The sequence below is a fragment of the Pseudomonas sp. AC463 genome (assembly GCF_979253585.1).
In genome coordinates this window covers 16,009-38,131 of record NZ_CEEDDZ010000032.1, presented here as the reverse complement: position 1 = coordinate 38,131, position 22,123 = coordinate 16,009, and the positions used below count along the sequence as shown (strand labels likewise).

Here is a 22,123-nt window from a genome sequence, read left to right as displayed (position 1 = left end):
TGCGTCTGCCCGCCATAACTGATTGGCCACCGAAAGCTGGCTGAAAGCTTCCCCGTCTAGGATCGCCCCCACTGCCGGCAACAGACCGGCCGTTTACAACAACAATGGTGATCCTGATGTCCGCTCCTACCCGCCTGTTCGCCCCAACTCCGCCCGTACGCCTCGTGCCTTTCGTTCTGCGCTGACCCCACCCGGTTCGCCATTCCCTAGCCGCGCTACGCCTGGAGTATTCCTATGCTGACTTTCCTTGGCTTTGCCATGGTCATCACGTTCATGTACCTGATCATGACCAAGCGCCTGTCCGCGCTGATCGCCTTGATCATCGTGCCGATCCTGTTCGCCCTGTTTGGTGGCTTTGCACCCGAGATCGGCCCGATGATGCTCGCGGGCATCACCAAGCTTGCGCCGACCGGCGTGATGCTGATGTTCGCCATCCTCTACTTTGCCCTGATGATCGACTCGGGCCTGTTCGACCCGGCCGTGCGCAAGATCCTCAAGATGGTCAAGGGTGACCCGCTGAAAGTGTCGGTCGGTACCGCCGTACTGGCGCTGGTGGTGTCCCTCGACGGCGACGGCGCTACCACCTACATGATCTGCGTGGCCGCCATGCTGCCGCTGTACCAGCGCATCGGCATGAGCCCGCGGATCATGGCCGGCCTGATCATCCTCGCCGGTGGCGTGATGAACATGACCCCTTGGGGTGGCCCGACCGCCCGCGCCGCCAGTGCGCTGCATGTGGACCCGTCGGACATCTTCGTACCGATGATCCCGGCCATGGCCGCCGGTGTGGTGGCGATCCTGGTGATCGCCTACATGTACGGCAAGCGCGAACGTGCGCGCCTTGGCGAACTGCACCTGCAAGGTGATGACGTCGATCACAGCGAAATCAGCGTGTCGCAGTTCCCCGATGCTCGCCGTCCAAAACTGATCTGGTTCAACGGTGCCCTGACCTTCGCCCTGATGTGCGCCCTGATCGCTGGCCTGCTGCCACTGCCGGTGCTGTTCATGGTGGCGTTCAGTATCGCGATGATCGTCAACTACCCATGCCTGCAAATGCAGAAAGACCGCATCGCCGCCCACTCCGGCAGCGTGCTCGCGGTCACCGGCCTGATTTTCGCCGCCGGTATCTTCACCGGGATCCTGTCGGGCACCGGCATGGTCGATGCCATGTCCAAAAGCCTGCTGACCGTCATCCCTGACGCGCTGGGCCCTTACCTGGCCGTGATCACCGCGCTGGTGAGCATGCCGTTCACCTTCTTCATGTCCAACGATGCGTTCTACTACGGCGTATTGCCGGTACTCGCCGAAGCCGCCAGCCACTACGGCATCAGCGCCGTGGAAATGGCCCGCGCGTCCATCGTCGGCCAGCCCGTGCACTTGCTCAGCCCGCTGGTACCTTCGACCTACCTGCTGGTGGCCCTGGCCGGTATCGAATTTGGCGATCACCAGCGCTTCACCCTGAAGTGGGCAGTGCTGGTGTGCCTGTGCATAATGGTCGCCGCTTTGCTGATGGGGATTTTTCCGCTGTTCAGCACTCTATAATCGTACCGACTCACCCACCGCGCGGCGCTGCAGCTTGCGCGGTTTAACACTTGCTCAAAGGAATACACATGGAATGGCTGACCAATCCGGAAATCTGGATTGCCTTCTTCACCCTGACGGCGCTCGAGATCGTCCTGGGCATCGATAACATCATCATGATTTCGATCCTGGTCAGCCGCATGCCCAAGCATATGCAGGCGCGTACCCGGATCTTCGGCCTCGCGCTGGCCATGGTCACGCGAATCCTGTTGCTGCTGTCGATCACCTGGGTCATGCAACTGACCGCCGACCTGTTCGTGGTCTTCGGCCAGGGCATTTCCGGTCGCGACCTGATCCTGTTTTTCGGTGGTCTGTTCCTACTGTGGAAAAGCTCCCAGGAGATGTACCACGCCCTCGAAGGTGAAGACGAAACCCACGACGAGCCAGGCGGCAAGGGCGGCAAGTTCATCTACACCATCATCCAGATCGCGATTATCGACATCGTGTTCTCGCTGGACTCGGTGATCACCGCCGTCGGCATGGTTTCGCATGTACCGGTCATGGTCGCCGCGATCGTCGTCGCCGTACTGGTGATGATGCTGGCAGCCGGCACCATCAGCGAATTCATCGACAAGCACCCGTCGCTGAAAATGCTGGCGCTGTCGTTCCTGCTGGTGGTCGGTACGGTACTGATCGCCGAATCGTTCGATGTGCACGTGCCAAAAGGCTACGTCTACTTCGCCATGGCGTTCTCGCTGGCGGTGGAAGCAGTGAACATCAAGATGCGTACTGCCATCGCGAAAAAGAAGAAACAGCAGGATCCTGTGAAACTGCGTAAAGACATTCCGGGTCAATAAGCCCGAGCCAGACAAAAAGGGGCTTTTATAAGCCCCTTTATTTCATCCATAAAAAGCTGATTTCATGACAGTTTTGTTTCAATCCCGACTTTAGCTATGCGATGCTGGCGCGGAGCCCATTCGCCAACTACAGCTTAACTACAAGACGTAGAACGGCACGCGGTAACTTTCCTACGCTCCTGCTGGAGCGCACCCACACGGGGGGCCGAGCATGCTGACCTTGCTCAATCTGCTTTCCGCCGTGACCCTGCTTATCTGGGGCACGCACATCGTCCGTACCGGCATCTTGCGGGTCTACGGCTCCAACTTGCGCCACGTCATCGGGCAGAACATGTCCAAGCGCTGGCTGGCGTTTGTCGCCGGCATCCTGGTGACCGCCATGGTGCAGAGCAGCAACGCGACGGCGATGCTGGTGACCTCATTCGTCGGCCAGGGCCTGATGGGCCTGATGCCCGCCCTGGCGACCATGCTCGGCGCCGACGTCGGTACTGCGCTGATGGCGCGGGTGCTGACTTTCGACTTGTCCTGGCTGTCACCGCTGCTGATCTTCCTCGGGGTGATCTTCTTCCTCTCGCGCAAACAGACGCGGGCAGGGCAGCTGGGTCGAGTGGGGATTGGCCTCGGGCTGATCATCCTGGCCTTGCAGTTGATCGTCGAAGCCGCCGGGCCGATCACCCATGCCCAGGGCGTGAAGGTGCTGTTCGCCTCGTTGACCGGTGACATCCTGCTCGACGCCCTGGTCGGCGCCTTGTTCGCAATGATTTCCTACTCCAGCCTGGCCGCGGTCCTACTCACGGCAACCCTGGCCGGCGCCGGCGTGATCGGCTTGCACGTGGCCATCGGCCTGGTGATCGGTGCCAACATCGGCAGTGGCGTGCTGGCCTTCCTCAGCACCAGCATGCAAAACGCCGCCGGGCGCCAGGTGGCACTGGGTAGCCTGCTCTACAAGCTGATCGGCCTGCTGCTGATCATTCCGGTGCTCGACCCCCTCGTACGCTGGATGGACGGTTTGGACTACAGCACCCAAGGCATGGTCATCACCTTCCACTTGCTCTACAACGTCAGCCGCTGCCTGATCCTGCTGCCCACCATTGGCCCGATGGCGCGCCTATGCGCCTGGTTGCTGCCGGAGCGCGAAGAGGTCAACGGCAAAGCCAAGCCGCGCCACCTGGACCTCGCCGCGTTGGCCACACCAAGCCTGGCACTGGCCAACGCCGCGCGCGAAACCCTGCGCCTGGGCGACCTGATCGACAACATGCTCACCGCCATGCAGGAAGTGCTGCGCGGCAAACAAACCGCCATCACCCAGGAAATGCGCAGTCTCAGCGATGACGTCGAGGCGCTCTACAGCGCGATCAAACTCTACCTGGCGCAAATGCCCCGCGAAGACCTCAGTGAACAGGACAGCCGCCGCTGGGCCGAAATCATCGAACTGTCGATCAACCTGAAACTCGCCGGTGACCTGATCGAACGCATGCTGCGCAAGGTCCAGCAGCAGAAAACCTCTCAGCGCCGGCAGTTTTCCGAGGTCGGCCTGGAAGAACTTTCCGGCCTGCACAGCCAGCTGATTTCGAACCTGCGCCTGGGCCTGTCGGTATTTCTCAGCGCTGACCCGGAAAGCGCGCGCCAATTACTGCGTGAGAAACGCCGCTTCCGCGCTCAGGAACGGCGCCTGGCCCATGCTCACGTGAGCCGCCTGCAACGCAAAATCGTACAGAGCCTGGAGACCAGTTCCCTGCACCTGGAGCTGATTGCCGACATGAAGCGCCTCAACTCGTTGTTTTGCAGCAGTGCTTATGTAGTCTTGGAAACGTCCGACACCGGCGCGCTCTGGGCCGAAGATATTGCCGACATCACGCACTCGCCCTGAACGGATGGTGGCCCGTGAAGTCAGTTAAAACTGACCTCACTCGCCAGGAAGCTTGTTATGCGTCGCCTGTTATTCGCTTGCCTGCTCATGGGCTCGGCCCACACCTTTGCCTTTGACCGCTTGCAAGTCGAGGGCTACACCTTGCCCAACGGCCTGCAATTGCTGCTCAAACCGGGCACCGAGCGCGGGCACGTGGCGATCCGCCTGGTGGTGGGCGTCGGCCTGGATGATTTTGGCTGCGAAGAAAAAGAGCTGCCGCACCTGCTCGAACACCTGCTGTTCAGTGGCATTGACGGCGGCGGCGAGGGTGAGCTGGAAGACCGCATGCAAGCCCTCGGCGGCGAGTGGAACGCCTACACCAGCAATGCCGACACCACGTTCGTGATCGAAGCGCCCGCGCAAAACCAGCGCAAGGTGCTCGACCTGCTGCTGGCGATCATCACCCGCACCGAGCTGACCGACGCCAATATCAACGCGGCCAAAAAGGTGGTCGAGCGCGAAGACGGCGGCCATTACTCACACCTGCAACGCCTGCTCGACCGCCAGGACCTGGGCCATACCGCGAGCAATCAACTGGCCGTCGAGCTGGGGCTCAAGTGCGCCGAGCGCGCCGAGGTCGATCACCTGACCCGCGAGCAGTTGGATAAGCTGCGCAAAAATTGGTACGCGCCCAACAACATGACCCTGATCATCGTCGGCGACCTCGACAAACTGCTGCCGGCGTATCTGGAGCGCACCTACGGCCAACTCGACCCGGTGGAGCCCACGGAACACCCGGCGCTGCCGGACATCCAGCGCGCCGCCGCCGGCCATCGCGAACTCATCCACGGCTGGGTCGGCGACAGCGCCAAGCTGCACTGGCTGTTCCCCGAGCCGATGCTGGACGCCCAGCATGATGAAACCTATGACCTGCTCAAGGACTACCTGGACTGGGCGCTGTACCGCCAACTCCGCCTGCAGCACGGTTTGTCCTACGGCCCCTGGAGCGAACGCGAAGTGCTCGGTGGCGTCGGTTTCCTCAGCCTGAATGCCGACCTGGAGCGGGAAAATCTCCCCGAAGCCGAACAGGTGCTGCAAGACCTCAAGGCGCAACTGCTCAAGGACGGCCTCGACCCGGCCGTGTTCGCCCGCCTGCAACAAGCCGCCATCGCCCGCCAGGCCTGGGCCGTGCAGGGCAACAGTGCGCTGGCCGACTATTACTGGAGCGCTGCGGGCGACTACAACAACGGCCACTTCAGCGACCCGGCCAAACGCATCAAGGCGGTCAAACTGGAGCAGGCCAACGCGGCCATGCGCCAGGTGTTCAAGCAACCGGGCTACTGGCGAATCGAGAAACCGCTGCTCAGCTACGACATGCTGAGCTGGATCGGCGGCGCGCTACTCGGCTTGATCGCCATTGTATTGATCGGCGTGCGCGGTTATCGCAAACGGATCGCGCAATGACGCACCGAACACCGGGCTAAGACGTTATTCTATTTGGGATTTTTCCTACCAAGACTGCGAACCGCCGAATGCAAAACCTGACCCGCTTAATCACCCGCATTCTCGAACTGATGAAGCGCTACCCAGGGGTGATTGCGCTCGGCGGTTTCATCTCGGGTGTGTGCAGCTTCATCCTGGTGGACCGCCAGCAAGGCATGGCCAGCTGGATCGCCGTGATCATGCTGGTGAGCTGGCTGTGGTTGATGCTGGAAAACAGCTTTACGCAGTTGTTCACCAAAGTGTTCAAACGGGAAATCCCCGAACCGCTGCTGCGCTACGCGACCCAGATGATCCACCAGGAAAGTCTGTTTTTTGTGTTGCCGTTCTTTTTCGTCACAACGGCATGGAACAGTGGCCAATCGGTATTTACCGGCCTGCTCGGTGCCGCCGCGCTGGTGTCGATCACCGACCCGCTCTACTACAAATGGCTGGCGCCCAAGCGCTCGCTGTTTCTGGCCCTGCACACACTGACCCTGTTCGCCGCGTTGCTCACCGCGCTGCCAATCATCCTGCACCTGACCACCGCCGAAAGTTACAAACTCGCCCTCGGCGTGGCCATGGCCCTGTCGATTCCAAGCTTGGCGGTGAGCATGCCGCTGCGTAGCCTCAAAGGCTGGGCGATGCTGCTGGGGGTCACGGCCGCCATAGGCTGCGCCGGCTGGTTCCTGCGCAGTTGGGTGCCACCGGCCACCCTGTGGATGACCGAAGTGGCCATCAGCACCCAGCTGCAAGACCGCACGCCGGGCGATGACCTCAAGGAAGTCAACGCCGGCCAATTGCGCAGCACCGGGCTCTACGCCTACACCGCAATCAACGCGCCGCGCGGGCTGGATGAGCGCATCTACCACGTGTGGAAATTCAACGGCAAAGAGGTCGACCGCATCGCCCTGGATATCCACGGCGGGCGCAAAGAGGGCTATCGCGCCTGGACCCACAAACAGAACTTCCCGGCCGACGCCGTGGGCCGCTGGCAGGTGCGGGTGTTGACCGAAGACGGGCAAGTGATCGGCGTGCTGCGCTTCAAAGTGACGGACACAGCACAAACGGACAATCCAAAGTAGGCCGTATCGTGCTATTACGTAGGAATTGTGGATAGCCAGACAAGCTCGGAGCTTATGACCAGTAGCAACACGGCCGGCGCCGCCCAACTCGATACGTCCTCCACCCCTCCGTTGCTCAGGATTACGGGGGACTGGACGCTTGCCCACTACGCTAGCCTGAAGAAGCTGTCGGGCAAACTCGATGGCCAATACGACGCCGGCGCGCGCATCGACCTCAATGGCCTCGGCGCACTGGATACCGCCGGCGCCTCGCTGCTGGTGGAGCTGCTGGGTCCAACCCGCATCGAGCAATCCGCCGAGCAGACCGATTGCAGCTTGTCTGCCGCTGACCGCGCGCTGCTCAAGACCGTCTACCGCTCCCTGAATGATTTTTGCGTCCCGGAAAAAGCCCCGGAAGAGGCCGCCGGCATCCAGGTGCTCGCCCGCATCGGGCGTGCGGTGGACACGGTCTGGCAAGACAGCAAGCAGCTGCTGGGCTTTATCGGCCTGATCCTCGAAACCTTCGCCCGCGGCATCTTGCGCCCCAAGCGCTGGCGCCTGACGCCGATGGTCGCGCATCTGGAACAGGTCGGCCTCGACGCCGCGCCCATTGTGGCGTTGCTGACCTTTCTGGTGGGCGCGGTGGTGGCCTTCCTCGGCGCCACAGTGCTCAAGAGCTTCGGCGCGACGATTTTCACCGTGGACCTGGTGGCGTTCTCTTTCCTGCGTGAATTCGGCGTTTTGCTCACCGCGATCCTCATCGCCGGCCGCACCGCCAGTGCCTTCACTGCACAAATCGGCTCGATGAAGGCCAACGAAGAAATCGACGCCATCCGCACCCTAGGCCTGGACCCGATGGAGCTGCTGGTGCTGCCGCGCGTGCTGGCCCTGCTGGTGGCGCTGCCGATGCTGACCTTCCTGGCGATGCTCTCGGGGATTGTCGGCGGCGGCGTGGTGTGTGCCGTGGCGCTGGATATCTCGCCGGCGATGTTTCTTTCGCTGCTGCAATCGGACATCGGCGTGCAGCATTTCCTGGTCGGCATGGTGAAAGCGCCGGTTTTCGCCTTCCTGATTGCCGCCATCGGCTGCCTGGAAGGCTTCAAGGTCAGTGGCAGCGCCGAATCGGTCGGCGCCCACACCACCTCCAGCGTGGTGCAATCGATCTTTGTGGTCATCGTGCTGGATGCGGTCGCAGCGCTGTTCTTTATGGAGATGGGCTGGTGAGTCGCTTACACCGTGCACCCGCCGAGGCGGTGATCGAGGTGCGGGGTCTGTGCAATCGCTTTGGTAAACAGAGCGTGCATGAAAACCTCGACCTGGATTTGTACAAAGGCGAGATCCTCGCCGTGGTCGGCGGCTCCGGCAGCGGCAAGTCGGTGCTGTTGCGCAGCATCGTCGGCCTACGCCGGCCCAGCGAAGGTGAGGTGCGGGTGTTCGGCAAAAACCTGCCGAACCTGTCCGAGCATGAACGCTCGCTGGTGGAACGGCGCTTCGGTGTGCTGTTCCAGAAGGGCGCGCTGTTTTCCTCGCTGACCGTGACCGAGAACGTCGCGCTGCCGCTGATCGAGCACGCTGGCCTCAGCCGCCGCGACGCCGAGCACCTGGCCGCGGTCAAACTGGCCCTGGCCGGGCTGCCGCTGTCGGCGGCCGACAAGTACCCGGCGTCGCTGTCCGGCGGCATGATCAAGCGCGCCGCCCTGGCCCGCGCGCTGGCCCTGGACCCGGATATCCTGTTTCTCGACGAGCCCACCGCCGGCCTCGACCCGATTGGCGCGGCGCAATTCGACCAACTGATCCTGACCCTGCGCGATGCGCTGGGCCTGAGCGTGTTCCTGGTGACCCATGACCTGGACACGCTGTACACCATCACCGACCGCGTGGCGGTGCTGGCGCAGAAGAAAGTGCTGGTGGCCGATGCCATCGATGTCGTTTCGGAAACCGACGACGCGTGGATTCACGAATATTTCCACGGCCCCCGGGGCCGCGCGGCATTGGATGCCGCTCAATCGCTCAACGAGGTATGACATGGAAACCCGAGCCCATCATGTGATGATCGGTCTGTTCAGCGTAATCGTGGTGGTCGGAGCGATGCTGTTTGGCCTATGGCTGGCCAAATCCAGCGTCGACAGCGCCTTTCAGGATTATGAGGTGATCTTCAACGAGGCGGTCAGCGGCCTGTCCCAGGGCAGTTCGGTGCAGTACAGCGGGATCAAGGTGGGCGATGTGATCAGCCTGAGCCTGGACCCCAAGGACCCGCGCCGCGTACTGGCGCGAATCCGCCTGGCCGGGCAGACGCCGATCAAGGAAGACACCCAGGCCAAGCTGGCGTTGACCGGCATCACCGGTACGTCGATCATCCAGCTCAGCGGCGGTACTCCGCAAAGCCCGGAACTCAAGGGCAAGGACGGCAACCTGCCGCAGATCATCGCCTCGCCATCGCCGATTGCGCGGCTGCTGAACAACAGCAACGACCTGATGACCGGCATCAACCTGCTGCTGCATAACGCCAACCACATGTTCTCTTCGGAGAACGTCGACCGCCTGAGCAAGACCCTGGACAACCTGCAACAAACCACCGGCGCCATCGCCGACCAGCGCGGCGACATCAAAGTGGTGATGCAGCAACTGATGCAAGTGAGCAAACAGGCGAGCGCCGCCCTCGAGCAAACCACCACACTGATGCGCAACGCCAACGGCCTGCTCAACGACCAAGGCAAACAGGCCTTCGGCAGCGCGGAGCAGGCGATGAAATCCCTCGAACAAAGCACCGCGACCATTAATACCTTGCTGACCAACAACAAGGACTCGGTGAACAGCGGCATGCAGGGCCTCAACGAACTGGCGCCGGCGGTGCGTGAACTGCGCGAAACCCTGGGTTCGCTGCGCGCCATCTCCCGCCGCCTGGAAGCCAACCCCAGCGGTTACCTGCTGGGCAGCGACAAGAACAAGGAGTTCACGCCATGAAGCGTGCTTACCAAATGATCGCCCCTGTGGCCCTGGCCCTGATCAGCGCCTGCTCGATCCTGCCCAAGGCCGACCCTTCGGACGTGTATCGCCTGGCGTCGGCCCAGCCTGCCGGCCAAGGCGCATCGGTGGCCTGGTCGCTGCGCGTGAATAAACCGCAAACCAGCGAGTTTCTAGACAGCCCGCGCATTGCCGTGGTGCCCAATGGAGATCTGATCAGCAGTTACGCCAACTCACGCTGGAGCGACCCGGCGCCGGTGCTGCTGCGCAACCGCTTCATGGATGGCTTCCAGCGTGATGGCCGGGTGACGCTGCTGAGCACCGATGAAACCAACCTGCAGGCCGACTATGAGCTGGGCGGGCAGTTGCAGGCGTTTCAGAGTGAGTACCACGGCAATGCGGTGGAGGTGGTGATTCGCCTGGATGCGCGGTTGGTGCGCGGGAGCGATCAGCGGATTGTGGCTAGCCGGCGGTTTGAAGTACATCAGCCGGTGAACGATGCCAAGGTGCCGGCGGTGGTGGCGGCTTTTGGGCAGGCTGGGGATCAGTTGAACAGGCAGGTGGTGGATTGGGTGGTGCAGCAGGGCAACACAGCGCCGAAACGCTGAGGGCCTCATCGGGGGGCTTTCCCCGATAGCTATTTAAGCCTCAACCAAAGAACCAGTAGCACACCGCAATAGCCGCCACCACACCCGCCAACTCCGCCAGCAACGCACACCCAACCGCATGCCGCGCGCGCTGGATACCCACCGAGCCGAAGTACACCGCCAGCACATAGAAGGTGGTCTCGGTACTGCCCTGAATCGTCGCCGCCACCAACGCCGGGAAGCTGTCCACGCCTTGGGTCTGCATGGTTTCGATCAGCATCGCCCGTGCAGCGCTGCCGGAAAACGGCTTGACCATCGCGGTCGGCAAGGCGTCGACAAAGCGCGTGTCCAGGCCGGTCCAGGCGACCACATGGCGAATCCCTTCCAGGCCGAAGTCCAACGCCCCGGAGGCACGCAACACGCCTACGGCGCACAGCATCGCCACCAGGTAAGGCAGCAGGTTCTTCGCCACATCGAAGCCTTCTTTGGCCCCTTCGACAAACGCCTCGTACACCTTGACCTTGCGCAGCGCGCCGATCACCAGGAACAGCATTATCAGGCCAAACAGCGTGAGGTTGCCCAGGATCGACGACAACCCGGCCAGCGCCGTGGCCGACAGGGTCGCTAGCAGTGCCATGAAGCCGCCCAGCACCAACGCACCCGGAATCAGATAGGCCAACACCACCGGGTCCCACAGCCGCAGACGCTGCATCACCGCCACCGACAGCAGGCCCACCAGGGTCGACGCACTGGTCGCCAGCAGGATCGGCAAGAACACCAATGTCGGGTCAGGCGCGCCTTGCTGGGCGCGGTACATGAAGATGGTCACCGGCAGCAGCGTGAGCGAGGACGCGTTAAGCACCAGGAACAGGATCTGCGCATTGCTCGCGGTGTTGGGGATGGGGTTGAGTTCCTGCAGCGCCTTCATGGCTTTTAAACCGATGGGCGTCGCGGCGTTGTCCAGGCCCAGGCCGTTGGCGGCGAAGTTGAGGGTGATCAAGCCGATGGCAGGGTGGCCGGGCGGCACTTCCGGCATCAGGCGCAGAAACAGCGGACCGAGCGCCTTGGCCAGCCAGTCGACGATGCCGGCTTTTTCGGCGATGCGCAAAAAGCCCAGCCACAAGGTCAGGGTGCCGAACAACAGCACCATCACTTCCACCGACAGTTTGGCCATGGCGAAAATGCTTTCCACCATCGCCGCGAAAATCCCGGCGTTGCCGCCCACCAGCCATTGCATCAGTGCTGACACCATTGCCACGACAAAGAAGCCAAGCCACAGGCCATTGAGCATCAGTTAAATCCCCCGAAAGATGGGGCGAATGATAGCGGGGCTGGCAGAAACGACAAACCCCGGATTTTCCGGGGTTTGTGTAGGAACAGGCGACTGATCAGCCGCGACTGGTCTCACCCACCGGCATCACTTGCTTGGTGCGCCAGTGTGGCAGGGAATTCCAGTAGCGCTCGCCCTTGGCGTCGTCGTACATGCCTTCCCAGCGCGAGATGACCAACACGGCCAGGGCGTTGCCGATCACGTTCAATGCGGTACGCGCCATGTCCATGATGCGGTCGACACCGGCGATGAACGCCAGGCCTTCCAGCGGGATGCCAACGCTGCCCAGGGTAGCCAGCAGCACCACGAAGGACACGCCCGGCACACCGGCGATGCCTTTGGAGGTGACCATGAGGGTCAGCACCAGCATCAGTTGCTGGCCGATCGACAGGTCGATGCCATACAGCTGGGCGATAAAGATCGCCGCGATGCTCTGGTACAGGGTCGAGCCGTCGAGGTTGAACGAGTAACCGGTCGGCACCACGAAGCTGCAGATCGCCTTCGGCGCGCCGTAGGCTTCCATCTTCTCGATCACGCGCGGCAGCACGGTTTCGGAGCTGGCGGTGGAGTAGGCGAGTACCAGCTCATCCTTGAAGATGCGGATCAGCTTGAGGATCGAGAAGCCGAACAGGCGGGCAATCAGGCCCAGCACCGCGAAGGCGAAGAACAGAATTGCGACGTAAACCAGGATCACCAGCTTGGCCAGCGGCAGCAGGGAGGCGAAGCCGAAGTTGGCGACGGTCACCGCGATCAGGGCAAATACACCGATAGGGGCGTACTTCATGATCATGTGGGTGACTTTGAACATGCTCTCGGACACGCCCTGGAACATGGTTACCAGCGGCTCACGCAGTTCCGGCTTGAGGCTCGAAAGGCCCAGGCCGAACAGCACGGAGAAGAAGATGATTGGCAGCATTTCGCCACGCGCGACAGCCGCGAAGATGTTCGACGGAATCAGGTTGAGGATGGTTTCGATGAACGCATGCTCATGCTGCACTTCGGCGGCGGTGGCCTGGTACTTGGAGATGTCGACGGTACCCAGGGTACTCATGTCGATCCCGGCGCCCGGGTGGAACAGGTTGGCCAGCAACAGGCCGACCACAATGGCGATGGTGGTGACGATTTCGAAGTAAAGGATAGTTTTGACACCGATACGCCCAAGCTTTTTCGCGTCACCGACACCGGCAATGCCGACGATCAGCGAGGAAATCACAATCGGGATCACGATCATTTTGATCAGGCGGATAAAGATATCGCCCGCTGGCTGCAACACATTGCTGATCCACCAGGCTTTTTCAGCACTGAAATGGTTGAGCACTGCACCGATTGCGATCCCCAGCACCAAACCGATGAGGATCTGCCAGGCGAGGCTTAGCTTTGCCTTCTTCATGTCATTACCCTTACTTCAAGTGGACGTATGGCAAATGCGCCAGCTGCAACGCTCGAGAGCGAAAAAGTGTGTGCATCAGCCTCCATGGAAGGTCACCGCAGCTTGGCCGAAATGGCTTACTGGCAGGCGAAAAAAGGCGCAACTATTCCGATGCAAGGGAGCGACGTCTAATGCCGTAAACGCCTACCCTATGCCGAATCGGCATGAGCTTATTCCATAATAACTGTCCGAACGGTCAGTTCAAATGCGACAAATTGTCCGGTGAATATGCCGTGAACCTGCCAATTCAGGCTCGCTCAGAGATTCAGGACGACTTTGACCGGTTGGCAGAAATGCCCAGCAATTCATGTGGATGACGCGAGAAATATCCGATGGTAATGACAAAACTTTCTCGATAGATGGTTGCCCGGAAACACCAGGTAACGGTTGGTCACCAGCGAAAAAGAAATTCTCGGCTACGGGAGGTATGAGAGAGATGAGGAAAGGAGATGAGAGGCGGGATGAGCAACATAAGCCCGTCGCAAGTTCAGCAAGCTCGAAGGCTTGTGAACCTGCGTCGCAGCTTTTCGCCTGACCCGGCCCTTGCGCAGGCACTCCCTGTACCCGTAGGTCACGCCGATCCCGATTGATCAGAGCAACCCGGCCCCCTGGTCATGCACCGCCCTCTGCGAGCGGTACAGACAGGAAGAAGCGAGGGGCTTCTTCCTATGTACGCTGGCCCTGTAGACGACAGACGCGCCGTACAGAACCTAGTACCAATTCGGATCTTTCTTCAGCTGCTCCATCAGCAGCTTCTGCATGCCTTCATCCGGCTTACCGATAAAGCGGTAATCGGCGTGTCGCGTAGGGGACTTGTCAGACGGTAAACCGGCCGGCACTTCCACCAACATGGCGTAGGCATCTTCCTTGTCGAGGCTGAAGGCGACGATCAGGCGCTTGTTCAGGCACGTGTCTGCGGTTTCACAGAGCGGCCCCACCAGGTACTTGTCGCCATCTTCTTCCACGGCATTCATTTGTTCGGCCGTGCCGGACAGGTTCATCACCCATTCCGGCAGGCGCTCTTCTTTCTTCACCACGCCTTGCCAGGTTTCGCGGTACTGCGGGTCCGCGCTGAGCAATTCGTTGGCCCGCGATTGGCCGTCATTGGCGGCCATCGCCAGGCCGCTGCCGCCCAAGAGCAGGGCGGCAACAATGGCTTTAAAGGAAGTGGTCATGTTCAGCCTCGGCCGCGACGACCAAAGAAGAACGACGCAATGAACATCACCAGGAAGACCACAAACAGAATCTTGGCGATACCCGTGGCGGTGCCCGCGATACCACCGAAGCCCAGGACTGCAGCCACAATGGCGATGATCAGAAATGTGATTGCCCAACTCAACATGGTGATTCTCCTTACGCTTCTATAAGAGGTAACAGCGGTAGTGCCGTACGGACGCTCGATACAAGCGACCGCTTTTGTTGCCTAGAACACCCAACGTTCCTGGGTTGGCAGCTCGCCCAGCGTCGAATCCTGGTCGGCCACTCGCAATTGCGGTGCGGTTACGTCGGCAGTTACAGCCCGGCTCTGAATCGAGCTGAAATGGGTTTGCGTGATTGCCGGACGTTCAAATTGCGGGACTTGCTGCTGACCCTGCTGCCAATGCTGCAACTGTTGGCCGCCAATCAACGTGACCATCAACGCCAGGCTGGCAAACAGACCTTGCTGGAGGCGCAGTGGCGATACACACAGTTGGTTGAGGCTTTGGCGAGTCATGCTGCTTGTCTCCCGCATTCTGATTATTCGTTGGGAGAACTATTGCAGAGCGCATGCCAGCTTTTTTACAAAATAAAACTCAATAAAATCAGTAGCTTATAGATATGCGTTAGGCGAACCGTCTAGCATCCTGCACGATGCCCCCCTACACGCCGTGCGAAATGCACGATGGTCAGTGGTCGGGTCAATGGATACAAAGCGAAGATGGCGTTGCCGAAGTGGCAAGACGGCATGAAAACGCCATCAGGTAGGGCTTTGCAGGACGGCATACAGATACCTGCACGACGCTGCCTTTTATCGATCAGAATAAACCATGCAACTTGCCCGATTATTCCGGGACTAAGCAAAGATCACTCACAGTTACAGTTAAGGAGCGCGGGACAGATGGAATCAGCCAAGGAACTTCAAGGCCGCATTCTCTTAGTGGATGACGAATCCGCAATTCTGCGCACCTTCCGTTATTGCCTGGAAGATGAAGGCTACACCGTCGCCACCGCCAACAGCGCCGCACAGGCCGACGCGCTGATGCAGCGCCAAGTGTTCGACCTGTGCTTCCTCGACCTGCGCCTGGGCGAAGACGATGGCCTGGTGGTATTGGCCCAGATGCGCATTCAGGCACCCTGGATGCGCGTGGTCATAGTGACCGCTCATTCGGCTGTGGACACCGCCGTGGATGCCATCCAGGCCGGCGCCGCCGACTACCTGGTAAAACCCTGCAGCCCCGACCAACTGCGCCTGGCCACCGCCAAGCAGCTGGAAGTGCGCCAACTCTCCGCGCGCCTGGAAGCCTTGGAAGGCGCGGTTCGCCAACCCAAGGACGGCCTCGACTCCCACAGCCCGTCGATGATGGTGGTGCTGGAAACCGCGCGCCAAGTGGCCAATACCGACGCCAACATCCTGATCCTGGGCGAGTCCGGCACCGGTAAAGGCGAGCTGGCCCGGGCTATTCACGGTTGGAGCAAGCGGTCGAAGAAGTCGTGCGTCACCATCAACTGCCCGTCGCTGACTGCAGAACTGATGGAAAGCGAACTGTTCGGTCATAGCCGTGGTGCGTTTACCGGCGCCAGTGAGAGCACTTTGGGCCGCGTCAACCAGGCCGACGGCGGCACGCTGTTTCTCGACGAGATCGGCGATTTTCCCCTCACACTGCAGCCAAAGTTGCTGCGGTTTATCCAGGACAAGGAATACGAGCGCGTGGGCGACCCCGTCACCCGCCGCGCCGATGTACGCATCCTGGCGGCCACCAACCTGAACCTGGAAGACATGGTGCGCGACGGCCGCTTCCGTGAAGACCTGCTCTACCGCCTGAACGTGATCACCTTGCACCTGCCGCCCCTGCGCGAGCGCAGCGAAGACATCCTGACCCTGGCCGACCGCTTCCTGGCGCGCTTCGTCAAGGAATACGCGCGGCCGGCGCGGGGTTTCAGCGATGACGCCCGCGAAGCGCTGCTGAACTATCGCTGGCCGGGCAATATTCGCGAGCTGCGTAACGTGGTGGAACGCGCGAGCATTATCTGCCCCCAGGAAAAAGTCGAAATCAGCCACCTGGGCATGGCCGAGCAGCCGACCAACAACGCGCCGCGGATCGGCGCAGCACTGAGCCTGGACGAGCTGGAAAAAGCCCATATCGGCGCCGTGCTGGCCACCAGCGATACCCTGGACCAGGCGGCTCGCACGCTTGGCATCGACGCGTCGACCCTGTATCGCAAACGCAAACAGTACAACCTGTGAGCTGCACCCTATGAAGTTAGCGATGAAACTGCGCACTCGTCTGTTCCTGAGTATCTCAGCGCTGATCACCGTCGCCCTGCTGGGTTTGATCCTGGGCCTGGTGAGCGTCATGCAGATGGCCAAGACCCAGGAGTCCCTGATTCGCAGCAACTTCATCACCCTGGACCTGGGCCTCAAACTGCGTCAGAGCCTGGGCGACCAGTTGATCATGATGCTGGAGGAGCGCCCGGACCCCGAGGCGTTGCAAGCCTCGAAGCAACGCTATTTCGAGCTGTTGGACCAAGGCATCGCTCATGAACAGAGCGACGGGCATGGCACAGGGTTCAGCGAGGCCCGCGGTCAATACCAGAACCTGCTGGAGGCGTTCGACGAGTCCCAACTGACGGTGCCGCCACCTGGCACCAAGGAAAAACTTACCGACACTTTCAATGTGCTGCGCAATGGCCTGATCAGCGAGCATAAGCAGGCACTTGAGAACATCAGCAACAGCGAACACAAGTCCCGCGAACGCGCGCTGCTGATCGCCGGCCTGCTGGGGCTGGTAGGCCTTGCGGTGTTGATCATCGGCTTTGTTACGGCTCATGGCATCGCCCGGCGTTTCGGCGGGCCGATCGAAGCGCTGGCCAAAGCAGCGGACAAGATCGGCCAGGGCGATTTCGAGGTGACGCTGCCGATTTCTTCGGCGGCGGAGATGAACCTGCTGACCCGCCGCTTCGGCCTGATGGCCGAGGCCGTGCGCCAACATCAGGCAACCAACGTTGATGAGTTGCTGGCCGGTCAGCAACGCCTGCAAGCCGTGCTCGACAGCATCGATGACGGCCTGCTGATGATCGACCGCCAGGGTCGCCTGGAGCACCTCAACCCCGTCGCGCAGCGCCAGCTGGGCTGGGACGAAGAACGCCTGGGCCAAGGCCTGGGTGAGGCGCTGGTGCGCCCCGAGCTGGATGAACAGCTGCAACTGGTGCTGCGTGGCGGCAACCTGGAGCGGGCGCCGGACGATCTGGAAGTGGAAGTCGAAGGTGAACTGCGCCTGCTGACCTACAGCTTGACGCCCGTAAGCCATACCCAGGGGCATATTCTTGGTGCAGTGATGGTGTTGCATGACGTGACCGAACAACGCGCCTTCGAGCGGGTACGCAGCGAGTTCGTGTTGCGCGCCTCCCATGAGCTGCGCACACCGGTCACCGGTATGCATATGGCATTCGGATTGTTCCGCGAGCGTGCGAAGTTTCCCGCCGAATCCCGTGAAGCCGACCTGCTGGACACCGTGAATGAAGAAATGCAGCGGCTGATGCAGTTGATCAACGACCTGCTCAATTTCTCGCGTTACCAGAACGGCCTACAGAAACTGACCCTGGGGCCGTGCGACGTCACCGATCTGCTCGAACATGCGCGGGCGCGCTTCGTGGAACCGGCCAACGCGCAAAACATCGAGTTGCTGGTAGAAGCACAATCCGACCTGCCGCGGCTGTACGCCGACCAGGCGCAATTGGAACGGGTGCTCGACAACCTGCTGGGCAACGCCCTGCGTCATACCGCCGACGGCGGGCAGATTCGCCTGCAGGCGCGTCGCCATGGCGAACGGGTGATTATCAGCGTCGAGGACAACGGCGAAGGCATCGCCTACGGGCAGCAGGGGCGAATCTTCGAACCCTTCGTGCAAGTGGGGCGCAAGAAAGGCGGGGCCGGCCTGGGGCTGGCGCTGTGCAAGGAGATCGTGCAATTGCACGGCGGCCGCATGGGCGTGTATTCGCGACCCGGGCAGGGCACTCAGTTCTACATGGCGTTGCCGCTTTAGCGGCGGTTCAACGCCCGCAGGATCGCGGCACTTTCCGCATCCGGCGTGCCATCAAATAGTGACGCCCGGAAATGCATCTGGAACGCCGCAAGCACGTGCCGCGTCGCCACATCCAACTCTCCGGTCTGCGGTGTCTGGTAACCCAGGTGCGCCAGCTCTTCCTGGAACCAGGTAATGCTCGGCAGCTCGGCGGCGTATTGCACCTGGAGACGCGCGACCGCCTGGGCGTCCGGCCACACGCCCAAACCTTCGTCGGCCAGGCGCTTCCAAGGGAACAACGGGCCCGGGTCGAGCTTGCGCAACGGCGCGATGTCGCTGTGGCCAATGATGTTCTTGGGGTCGATGCCATTGCGCTTGCTGATGTCCTTGAGCAATACCACCAGGGATTTCACCTGCGCCTCCGAGTACGGATACCACAGGCGGCCGGTCGGTGTGTCCTTGTAGCCGGGGTTAACAATCTCGATACCAATGGAGCTGGAGTTGAGCCAGGTACGTCCCATCCATTCGCTTTCCCCGGCGTGCCAGGCGCGCTTGCTCTCATCGACCAGCTTGTAGATGGTGCCCGAGGCGTCGTCGCCAATCAGGTAATGACTGCTGACCTGGCCATGGGTGAGCAGCGCCAGGGAGCGTTCCAGGTTGGTCGAGGTGTAATGGACGACGACAAACTGCACCCGGTTATCGTAATTGACCGAAGGATGGCTGGTGTCCAGGCGCGGGCCACTGGCGCAGCCCGCGAGAAGAAGAAACACAAAGGCGAAGTACAAGGATTTCATGGCAGAAGGCATTACGCTGAAGACGATAATGCAACAGTGTAACGTACCGTTTCGACCCCGGCGGTCAAATTACAAAATGGAACATTTTTTACGCCGCCTGCACCTGGTTGCGCCCTGCGGCCTTGGCCCGATATAACGCCGCATCTGCGCGCTTAAGCGCCAAGTCACTGCGCTCGCCAGGCTGGAACTGCGCCACGCCCATGGAAACCGTGATCGTCACCGGCTCACCCTTGAAGTGAAACGGGCACGCTTCAATCGCCGTGCGCAGCGCGTCGCCCGCCGCCAGGGCCTCCGTCAGGGATGAGTTGGGCATCAACAGCACAAATTCTTCACCACCAAAGCGCGCGATAAAGTCGTTCGGCCGCAGGCGCTTGCGCAGCACGTTGGCGATGATTTTCAACACCTTGTCGCCGGCGAGGTGGCCGTAGCCATCATTGATGCGCTTGAAGTGGTCCAGGTCCAGCATCGCCAGCGACAGGCTGTTGCCGCGCTGGTGCCAGAGGTTGACCTCCTGGTCGAGGCGCTCGCTCCAGGCCGCGCGATTGGGCAGGCCGGTCAGCGGGTCGATCAGGGCTTTCTGGCGTTGCACCTCGAGGTGTTCGCGATAGCCCTGGGCCTCTTGCTCCATATGGGCGACGCGCTCGGCCAGGCCTTTCAGGCGCGCGGCCACTTCCTGCTCGCGCTGGTCACGCTGGTGCTGGTGCTCGTCCATGGTGCCGAGCAAGCCTTCGAGATGGCTCTCCAGCACATGCTTGAGGCTGTCCAGATCGGCGGCTTCCTGCACGCTGCTTTGCAGGCCATCGACCTGTTCGCGGATCTGCGTGTCCAGCTCCCGCGCCGCTGAGCTGCTGTCGGCGTGGCCGTCGCTGGCGACCTGCAAGTGCCCCTGGAAGGCTTCGAGGCGTTCGTTGAGCTGCTTGAGATAGGCCTCGAACTCATGCTGGCCGCTGTCGGTGATCGCCAGCATCAGCACCGCCAGATCATCGAGGATCGGCAGCAGCTCATACCAATTCAAGCCATGGGCCACGCGCTCGCGCATAGCTTCGGCCTGAGGGCGGTGGCGCTCGGGCAGGGACAGCTCTTCCAGCAGGCCGAGCAGGGTGTCTTCGATGTGCTTGGCCACGGAGCTGTAGGACGGCTCCGGCGAATCCGGCAGGGAGTAGGGGCCGTCCGATTGCAGCTCGTCCGGGTCGGACTCCTCGGTTTCCAGCACCGGCGGGAGCGACAGACTGCCGATAACCGTCTCATCGGGCGCTTCGACCTGAACCGGTGGCGTTTCGATAAAGGCGGCGAGGGCGCTTTCGGCAGCAGGCTCCTCTACCTGAGGTTCGGGCACCTTGGGCTCGACAGGCGCGACCGACACTTCAACGGGCGCCGCTTGCGCCGGGGCTTCGTAGACAAACGTCTCGCCGGCGGCCTCTGCAGGCCTGGCTGGCACTGCGGGCTCGGGCTGCGGCGCAACCGGCTCCTGTGCCTGCGGCGCAAAGGCGCGCAAGGCCTGGGTGAGTTCCTGGGATTGCTCGGGTTCCTGGGGCTCGGCCGCCGGCTTGGGCACGACAGGTGCAGCAGATGCAGCAGATGCAGCAGATGCAGGCTCACCAGCTACCGTCTCGTTCGCAACGTCCTTGGTACCAAACAGACGTTGCAACAAGCCCGGTCCAGGGCGCGGGGTTTCTCCGTCCGGCTCGAGGTTATCCAGGGCCTGGCCTTGCAGGCCGCTCAATTCGCTGAGCAGCAGCGGGATCTCACGGGCCTGACTGACGCGTCCGTCCAGTTGCTTGGCAAAGGTTTTCAGCGGGCGCGCAACCTCACGCGGCAACGGTAGCTTTTGCAGCTGGGTTACCAGCGAGGTCAACGCGGTGCTGATCTGCTCTACCCGGGTTTCGCGGCGCTGCTCGGAATCGAGCACGGCTTTTTCCAGGCGCGGCAGCAAGGCGGCGAGGGCTGCGTCCATGTCGTCCGTGCGGACCACATCGCGCATTTCCTTCATGCATTGGTCGACCGCGCGGTCGGTCCCTTCAGCCGCCAGCGTGCTGCGCACCAGCCCTCGGCGCAGCAGGTCGAGGCGGGCGGCCCAGCGGCGTTCGAGCTTTTCTTGTTGCTCGATGCTTTTAAGGTATTTTTCTTTCCAGCGCTGGGCGTCGTCGCTCATGCAAGGGGTCCGCGAGGGCCTGGGCTCAACGCGGGCAATGCATCAGCCGTGAGCGAACCCGGCAGACGAATCTCTACCGCGACCGGCAGGTGATCGGAAATGGGCTGCGCCAGCACCTGCACACTTTCCAGCGTGAGGGTTGGACTGAGCAGGATATGGTCAAGACAGCGCTGCGGGCGCCAGCTGGGAAACGTGGCTTCGACTTGCGGCGCCAGTAGCCCAAGGTCCCGCAACGGCGAATTCAGTAGCAGGTCGTTGGCATGGGTGTTCATGTCACCCATCAACACCTGGTGTTTGTAATTGCCGATCAGCTCGCGGATATAGGCCAGTTGCATGGTGCGGGTGCGCGCACCCAGCGCCAGGTGCATCATCACTACCACCAAGGCCTCAGGGCCTTCGCCAAAGCGTACGAGGATCGCCCCCCGACCCTTGGGGCCGGGCAATGGGTGATCTTCGATGACGGAGGGCTTCAAGCGGCTGAGCACACCGTTGCTGTGCTGCGCCAGGCGCCCGAGGTTGCGATTGAGCTGCTGGTACCAGTAGGGGAACGCGCCGAGCTGGGCCAGGTGTTCCACCTGATTGATATAGCCGGAGCGCAGGCTGCCGCCGTCGGCTTCCTGCAGGGCGACCAGGTCGAAGTCATTCAACAGGTCGCCGATTTTCTGCAGGTTGCCGGCCCGCCCGTTGTGGGGCAGCAAGTGCTGCCAACCACGGGTGAGGTAGTGCCGGTATTTCTCGGTACTGTTGCCCACCTGGATATTGAAGCTGAGCAGGCGCAGACGGTTGTCTGCCGGCAGGCCCGTGGATTCCAGGTGATGTTCGTTGACCTGCGGGTCATGCAGGCCAACGACGCGTTCGGTACCCCAGCGGCGCAT

19 protein-coding genes are annotated in these 22,123 nt (G+C 61.5%); 11 read left to right on the top strand and 8 right to left on the bottom strand.

From position 1 onward, the window contains the following. The first annotated feature begins 234 nt into the window (after nt 1-234). From AC0IYH_RS27820 to AC0IYH_RS27780, 9 genes are all read left to right on the top strand, one after another. Complete coding sequence (locus AC0IYH_RS27820) at nt 235-1,542, top strand: CitMHS family transporter (protein WP_116627187.1); 1,308 nt, start codon at nt 235-237, stop codon at nt 1,540-1,542. A gap of 68 nt (nt 1,543-1,610) precedes the next feature. Next, nucleotides 1,611-2,378: a TerC family protein gene (locus AC0IYH_RS27815; RefSeq protein ID WP_017139071.1), complete on the top strand. Its 768-nt coding sequence runs from the start codon at nt 1,611-1,613 to the stop codon at nt 2,376-2,378. 211 nt (nt 2,379-2,589) lie between these two features. After that, complete coding sequence (locus AC0IYH_RS27810; protein WP_122774291.1) at nt 2,590-4,248, top strand: Na/Pi cotransporter family protein; 1,659 nt, start codon at nt 2,590-2,592, stop codon at nt 4,246-4,248. A 57-nt stretch (nt 4,249-4,305) separates the two neighbouring features. Beyond that, nucleotides 4,306-5,691, top strand: coding sequence for a M16 family metallopeptidase (locus AC0IYH_RS27805; protein WP_471837235.1), 1,386 nt, complete (start codon nt 4,306-4,308; stop codon nt 5,689-5,691). 68 nt (nt 5,692-5,759) lie between these two features. Next, a complete protein-coding gene (locus AC0IYH_RS27800; protein ID WP_116627184.1) occupies nt 5,760-6,791 on the top strand; it encodes a DUF5924 family protein in 1,032 nt (343 codons plus the stop codon). A 54-nt stretch (nt 6,792-6,845) separates the two neighbouring features. Beyond that, entirely contained in the window at nt 6,846-7,994 is a 1,149-nt protein-coding gene (locus AC0IYH_RS27795; RefSeq protein WP_116627183.1) for an MlaE family ABC transporter permease, read from the top strand. Continuing rightward, nucleotides 7,991-8,794, top strand: coding sequence for an ABC transporter ATP-binding protein (locus AC0IYH_RS27790; protein ID WP_116627182.1), 804 nt, complete (start codon nt 7,991-7,993; stop codon nt 8,792-8,794). Before AC0IYH_RS27795 ends, AC0IYH_RS27790 begins: the two co-directional genes overlap by 4 nt. A gap of 1 nt (nt 8,795) precedes the next feature. Further along, a complete protein-coding gene (locus AC0IYH_RS27785; RefSeq protein ID WP_101265194.1) occupies nt 8,796-9,734 on the top strand; it encodes an MlaD family protein in 939 nt (312 codons plus the stop codon). After that, nucleotides 9,731-10,342 (top strand): ABC-type transport auxiliary lipoprotein family protein, encoded by a 612-nt coding sequence (locus AC0IYH_RS27780; RefSeq protein ID WP_116627181.1) that lies wholly within the window; start codon nt 9,731-9,733, stop codon nt 10,340-10,342. The genes AC0IYH_RS27785 and AC0IYH_RS27780 overlap by 4 nt, the downstream gene beginning before the upstream one ends. A gap of 40 nt (nt 10,343-10,382) precedes the next feature. Here AC0IYH_RS27780 and AC0IYH_RS27775 read toward each other — a convergent pair whose 3' ends face one another. From AC0IYH_RS27775 to AC0IYH_RS27755, 5 genes are all read right to left on the bottom strand, one after another. After that, entirely contained in the window at nt 10,383-11,612 is a 1,230-nt protein-coding gene (locus AC0IYH_RS27775; RefSeq protein WP_116627180.1) for a spore maturation protein, read from the bottom strand. Between the two features lie 97 nt (nt 11,613-11,709). After that, a complete protein-coding gene (gene gltP, locus AC0IYH_RS27770; RefSeq protein ID WP_116627179.1) occupies nt 11,710-13,041 on the bottom strand; it encodes a glutamate/aspartate:proton symporter GltP in 1,332 nt (443 codons plus the stop codon). A 749-nt stretch (nt 13,042-13,790) separates the two neighbouring features. Continuing rightward, complete coding sequence (locus AC0IYH_RS27765; protein ID WP_116627178.1) at nt 13,791-14,255, bottom strand: inhibitor of vertebrate lysozyme family protein; 465 nt, start codon at nt 14,253-14,255, stop codon at nt 13,791-13,793. 2 nt (nt 14,256-14,257) lie between these two features. Continuing rightward, the gene (locus AC0IYH_RS27760; RefSeq protein WP_003170804.1) at nt 14,258-14,422 is read right to left on the bottom strand and encodes a DUF1328 domain-containing protein; all 165 of its coding nucleotides are present in this window, start codon (nt 14,420-14,422) and stop codon (nt 14,258-14,260) included. An 81-nt stretch (nt 14,423-14,503) separates the two neighbouring features. Next, complete coding sequence (locus AC0IYH_RS27755) at nt 14,504-14,794, bottom strand: hypothetical protein (protein ID WP_116627177.1); 291 nt, start codon at nt 14,792-14,794, stop codon at nt 14,504-14,506. A gap of 384 nt (nt 14,795-15,178) precedes the next feature. Here AC0IYH_RS27755 and algB point away from each other — a divergent pair, with 384 nt between their 5' ends. Beyond that, nucleotides 15,179-16,525, top strand: a complete 1,347-nt coding sequence (gene algB, locus AC0IYH_RS27750) for a sigma-54-dependent response regulator transcription factor AlgB (protein WP_116627176.1) — start codon at nt 15,179-15,181, stop codon at nt 16,523-16,525. Between the two features lie 10 nt (nt 16,526-16,535). After that, the gene (locus AC0IYH_RS27745) at nt 16,536-18,323 is read left to right on the top strand and encodes an ATP-binding protein (RefSeq protein WP_116627175.1); all 1,788 of its coding nucleotides are present in this window, start codon (nt 16,536-16,538) and stop codon (nt 18,321-18,323) included. Here the strand turns inward: AC0IYH_RS27745 and AC0IYH_RS27740 are convergent. The 3 genes from AC0IYH_RS27740 to AC0IYH_RS27730 form a co-directional block, all read right to left on the bottom strand. Continuing rightward, nucleotides 18,320-19,096: an N-acetylmuramoyl-L-alanine amidase gene (locus AC0IYH_RS27740; RefSeq protein ID WP_471837230.1), complete on the bottom strand. Its 777-nt coding sequence runs from the start codon at nt 19,094-19,096 to the stop codon at nt 18,320-18,322. The two genes, AC0IYH_RS27745 and AC0IYH_RS27740, sit on opposite strands and share 4 nt — an antisense overlap. Nucleotides 19,097-19,184: 88 nt before the next feature. Continuing rightward, nucleotides 19,185-21,248, bottom strand: a complete 2,064-nt coding sequence (locus tag AC0IYH_RS27735) for a diguanylate cyclase (RefSeq protein ID WP_471837228.1) — start codon at nt 21,246-21,248, stop codon at nt 19,185-19,187. Continuing rightward, nucleotides 21,245-22,123 (bottom strand): endonuclease/exonuclease/phosphatase family protein, encoded by an 879-nt coding sequence (locus AC0IYH_RS27730; protein WP_116627172.1) that lies wholly within the window; start codon nt 22,121-22,123, stop codon nt 21,245-21,247. The genes AC0IYH_RS27735 and AC0IYH_RS27730 overlap by 4 nt, the downstream gene beginning before the upstream one ends.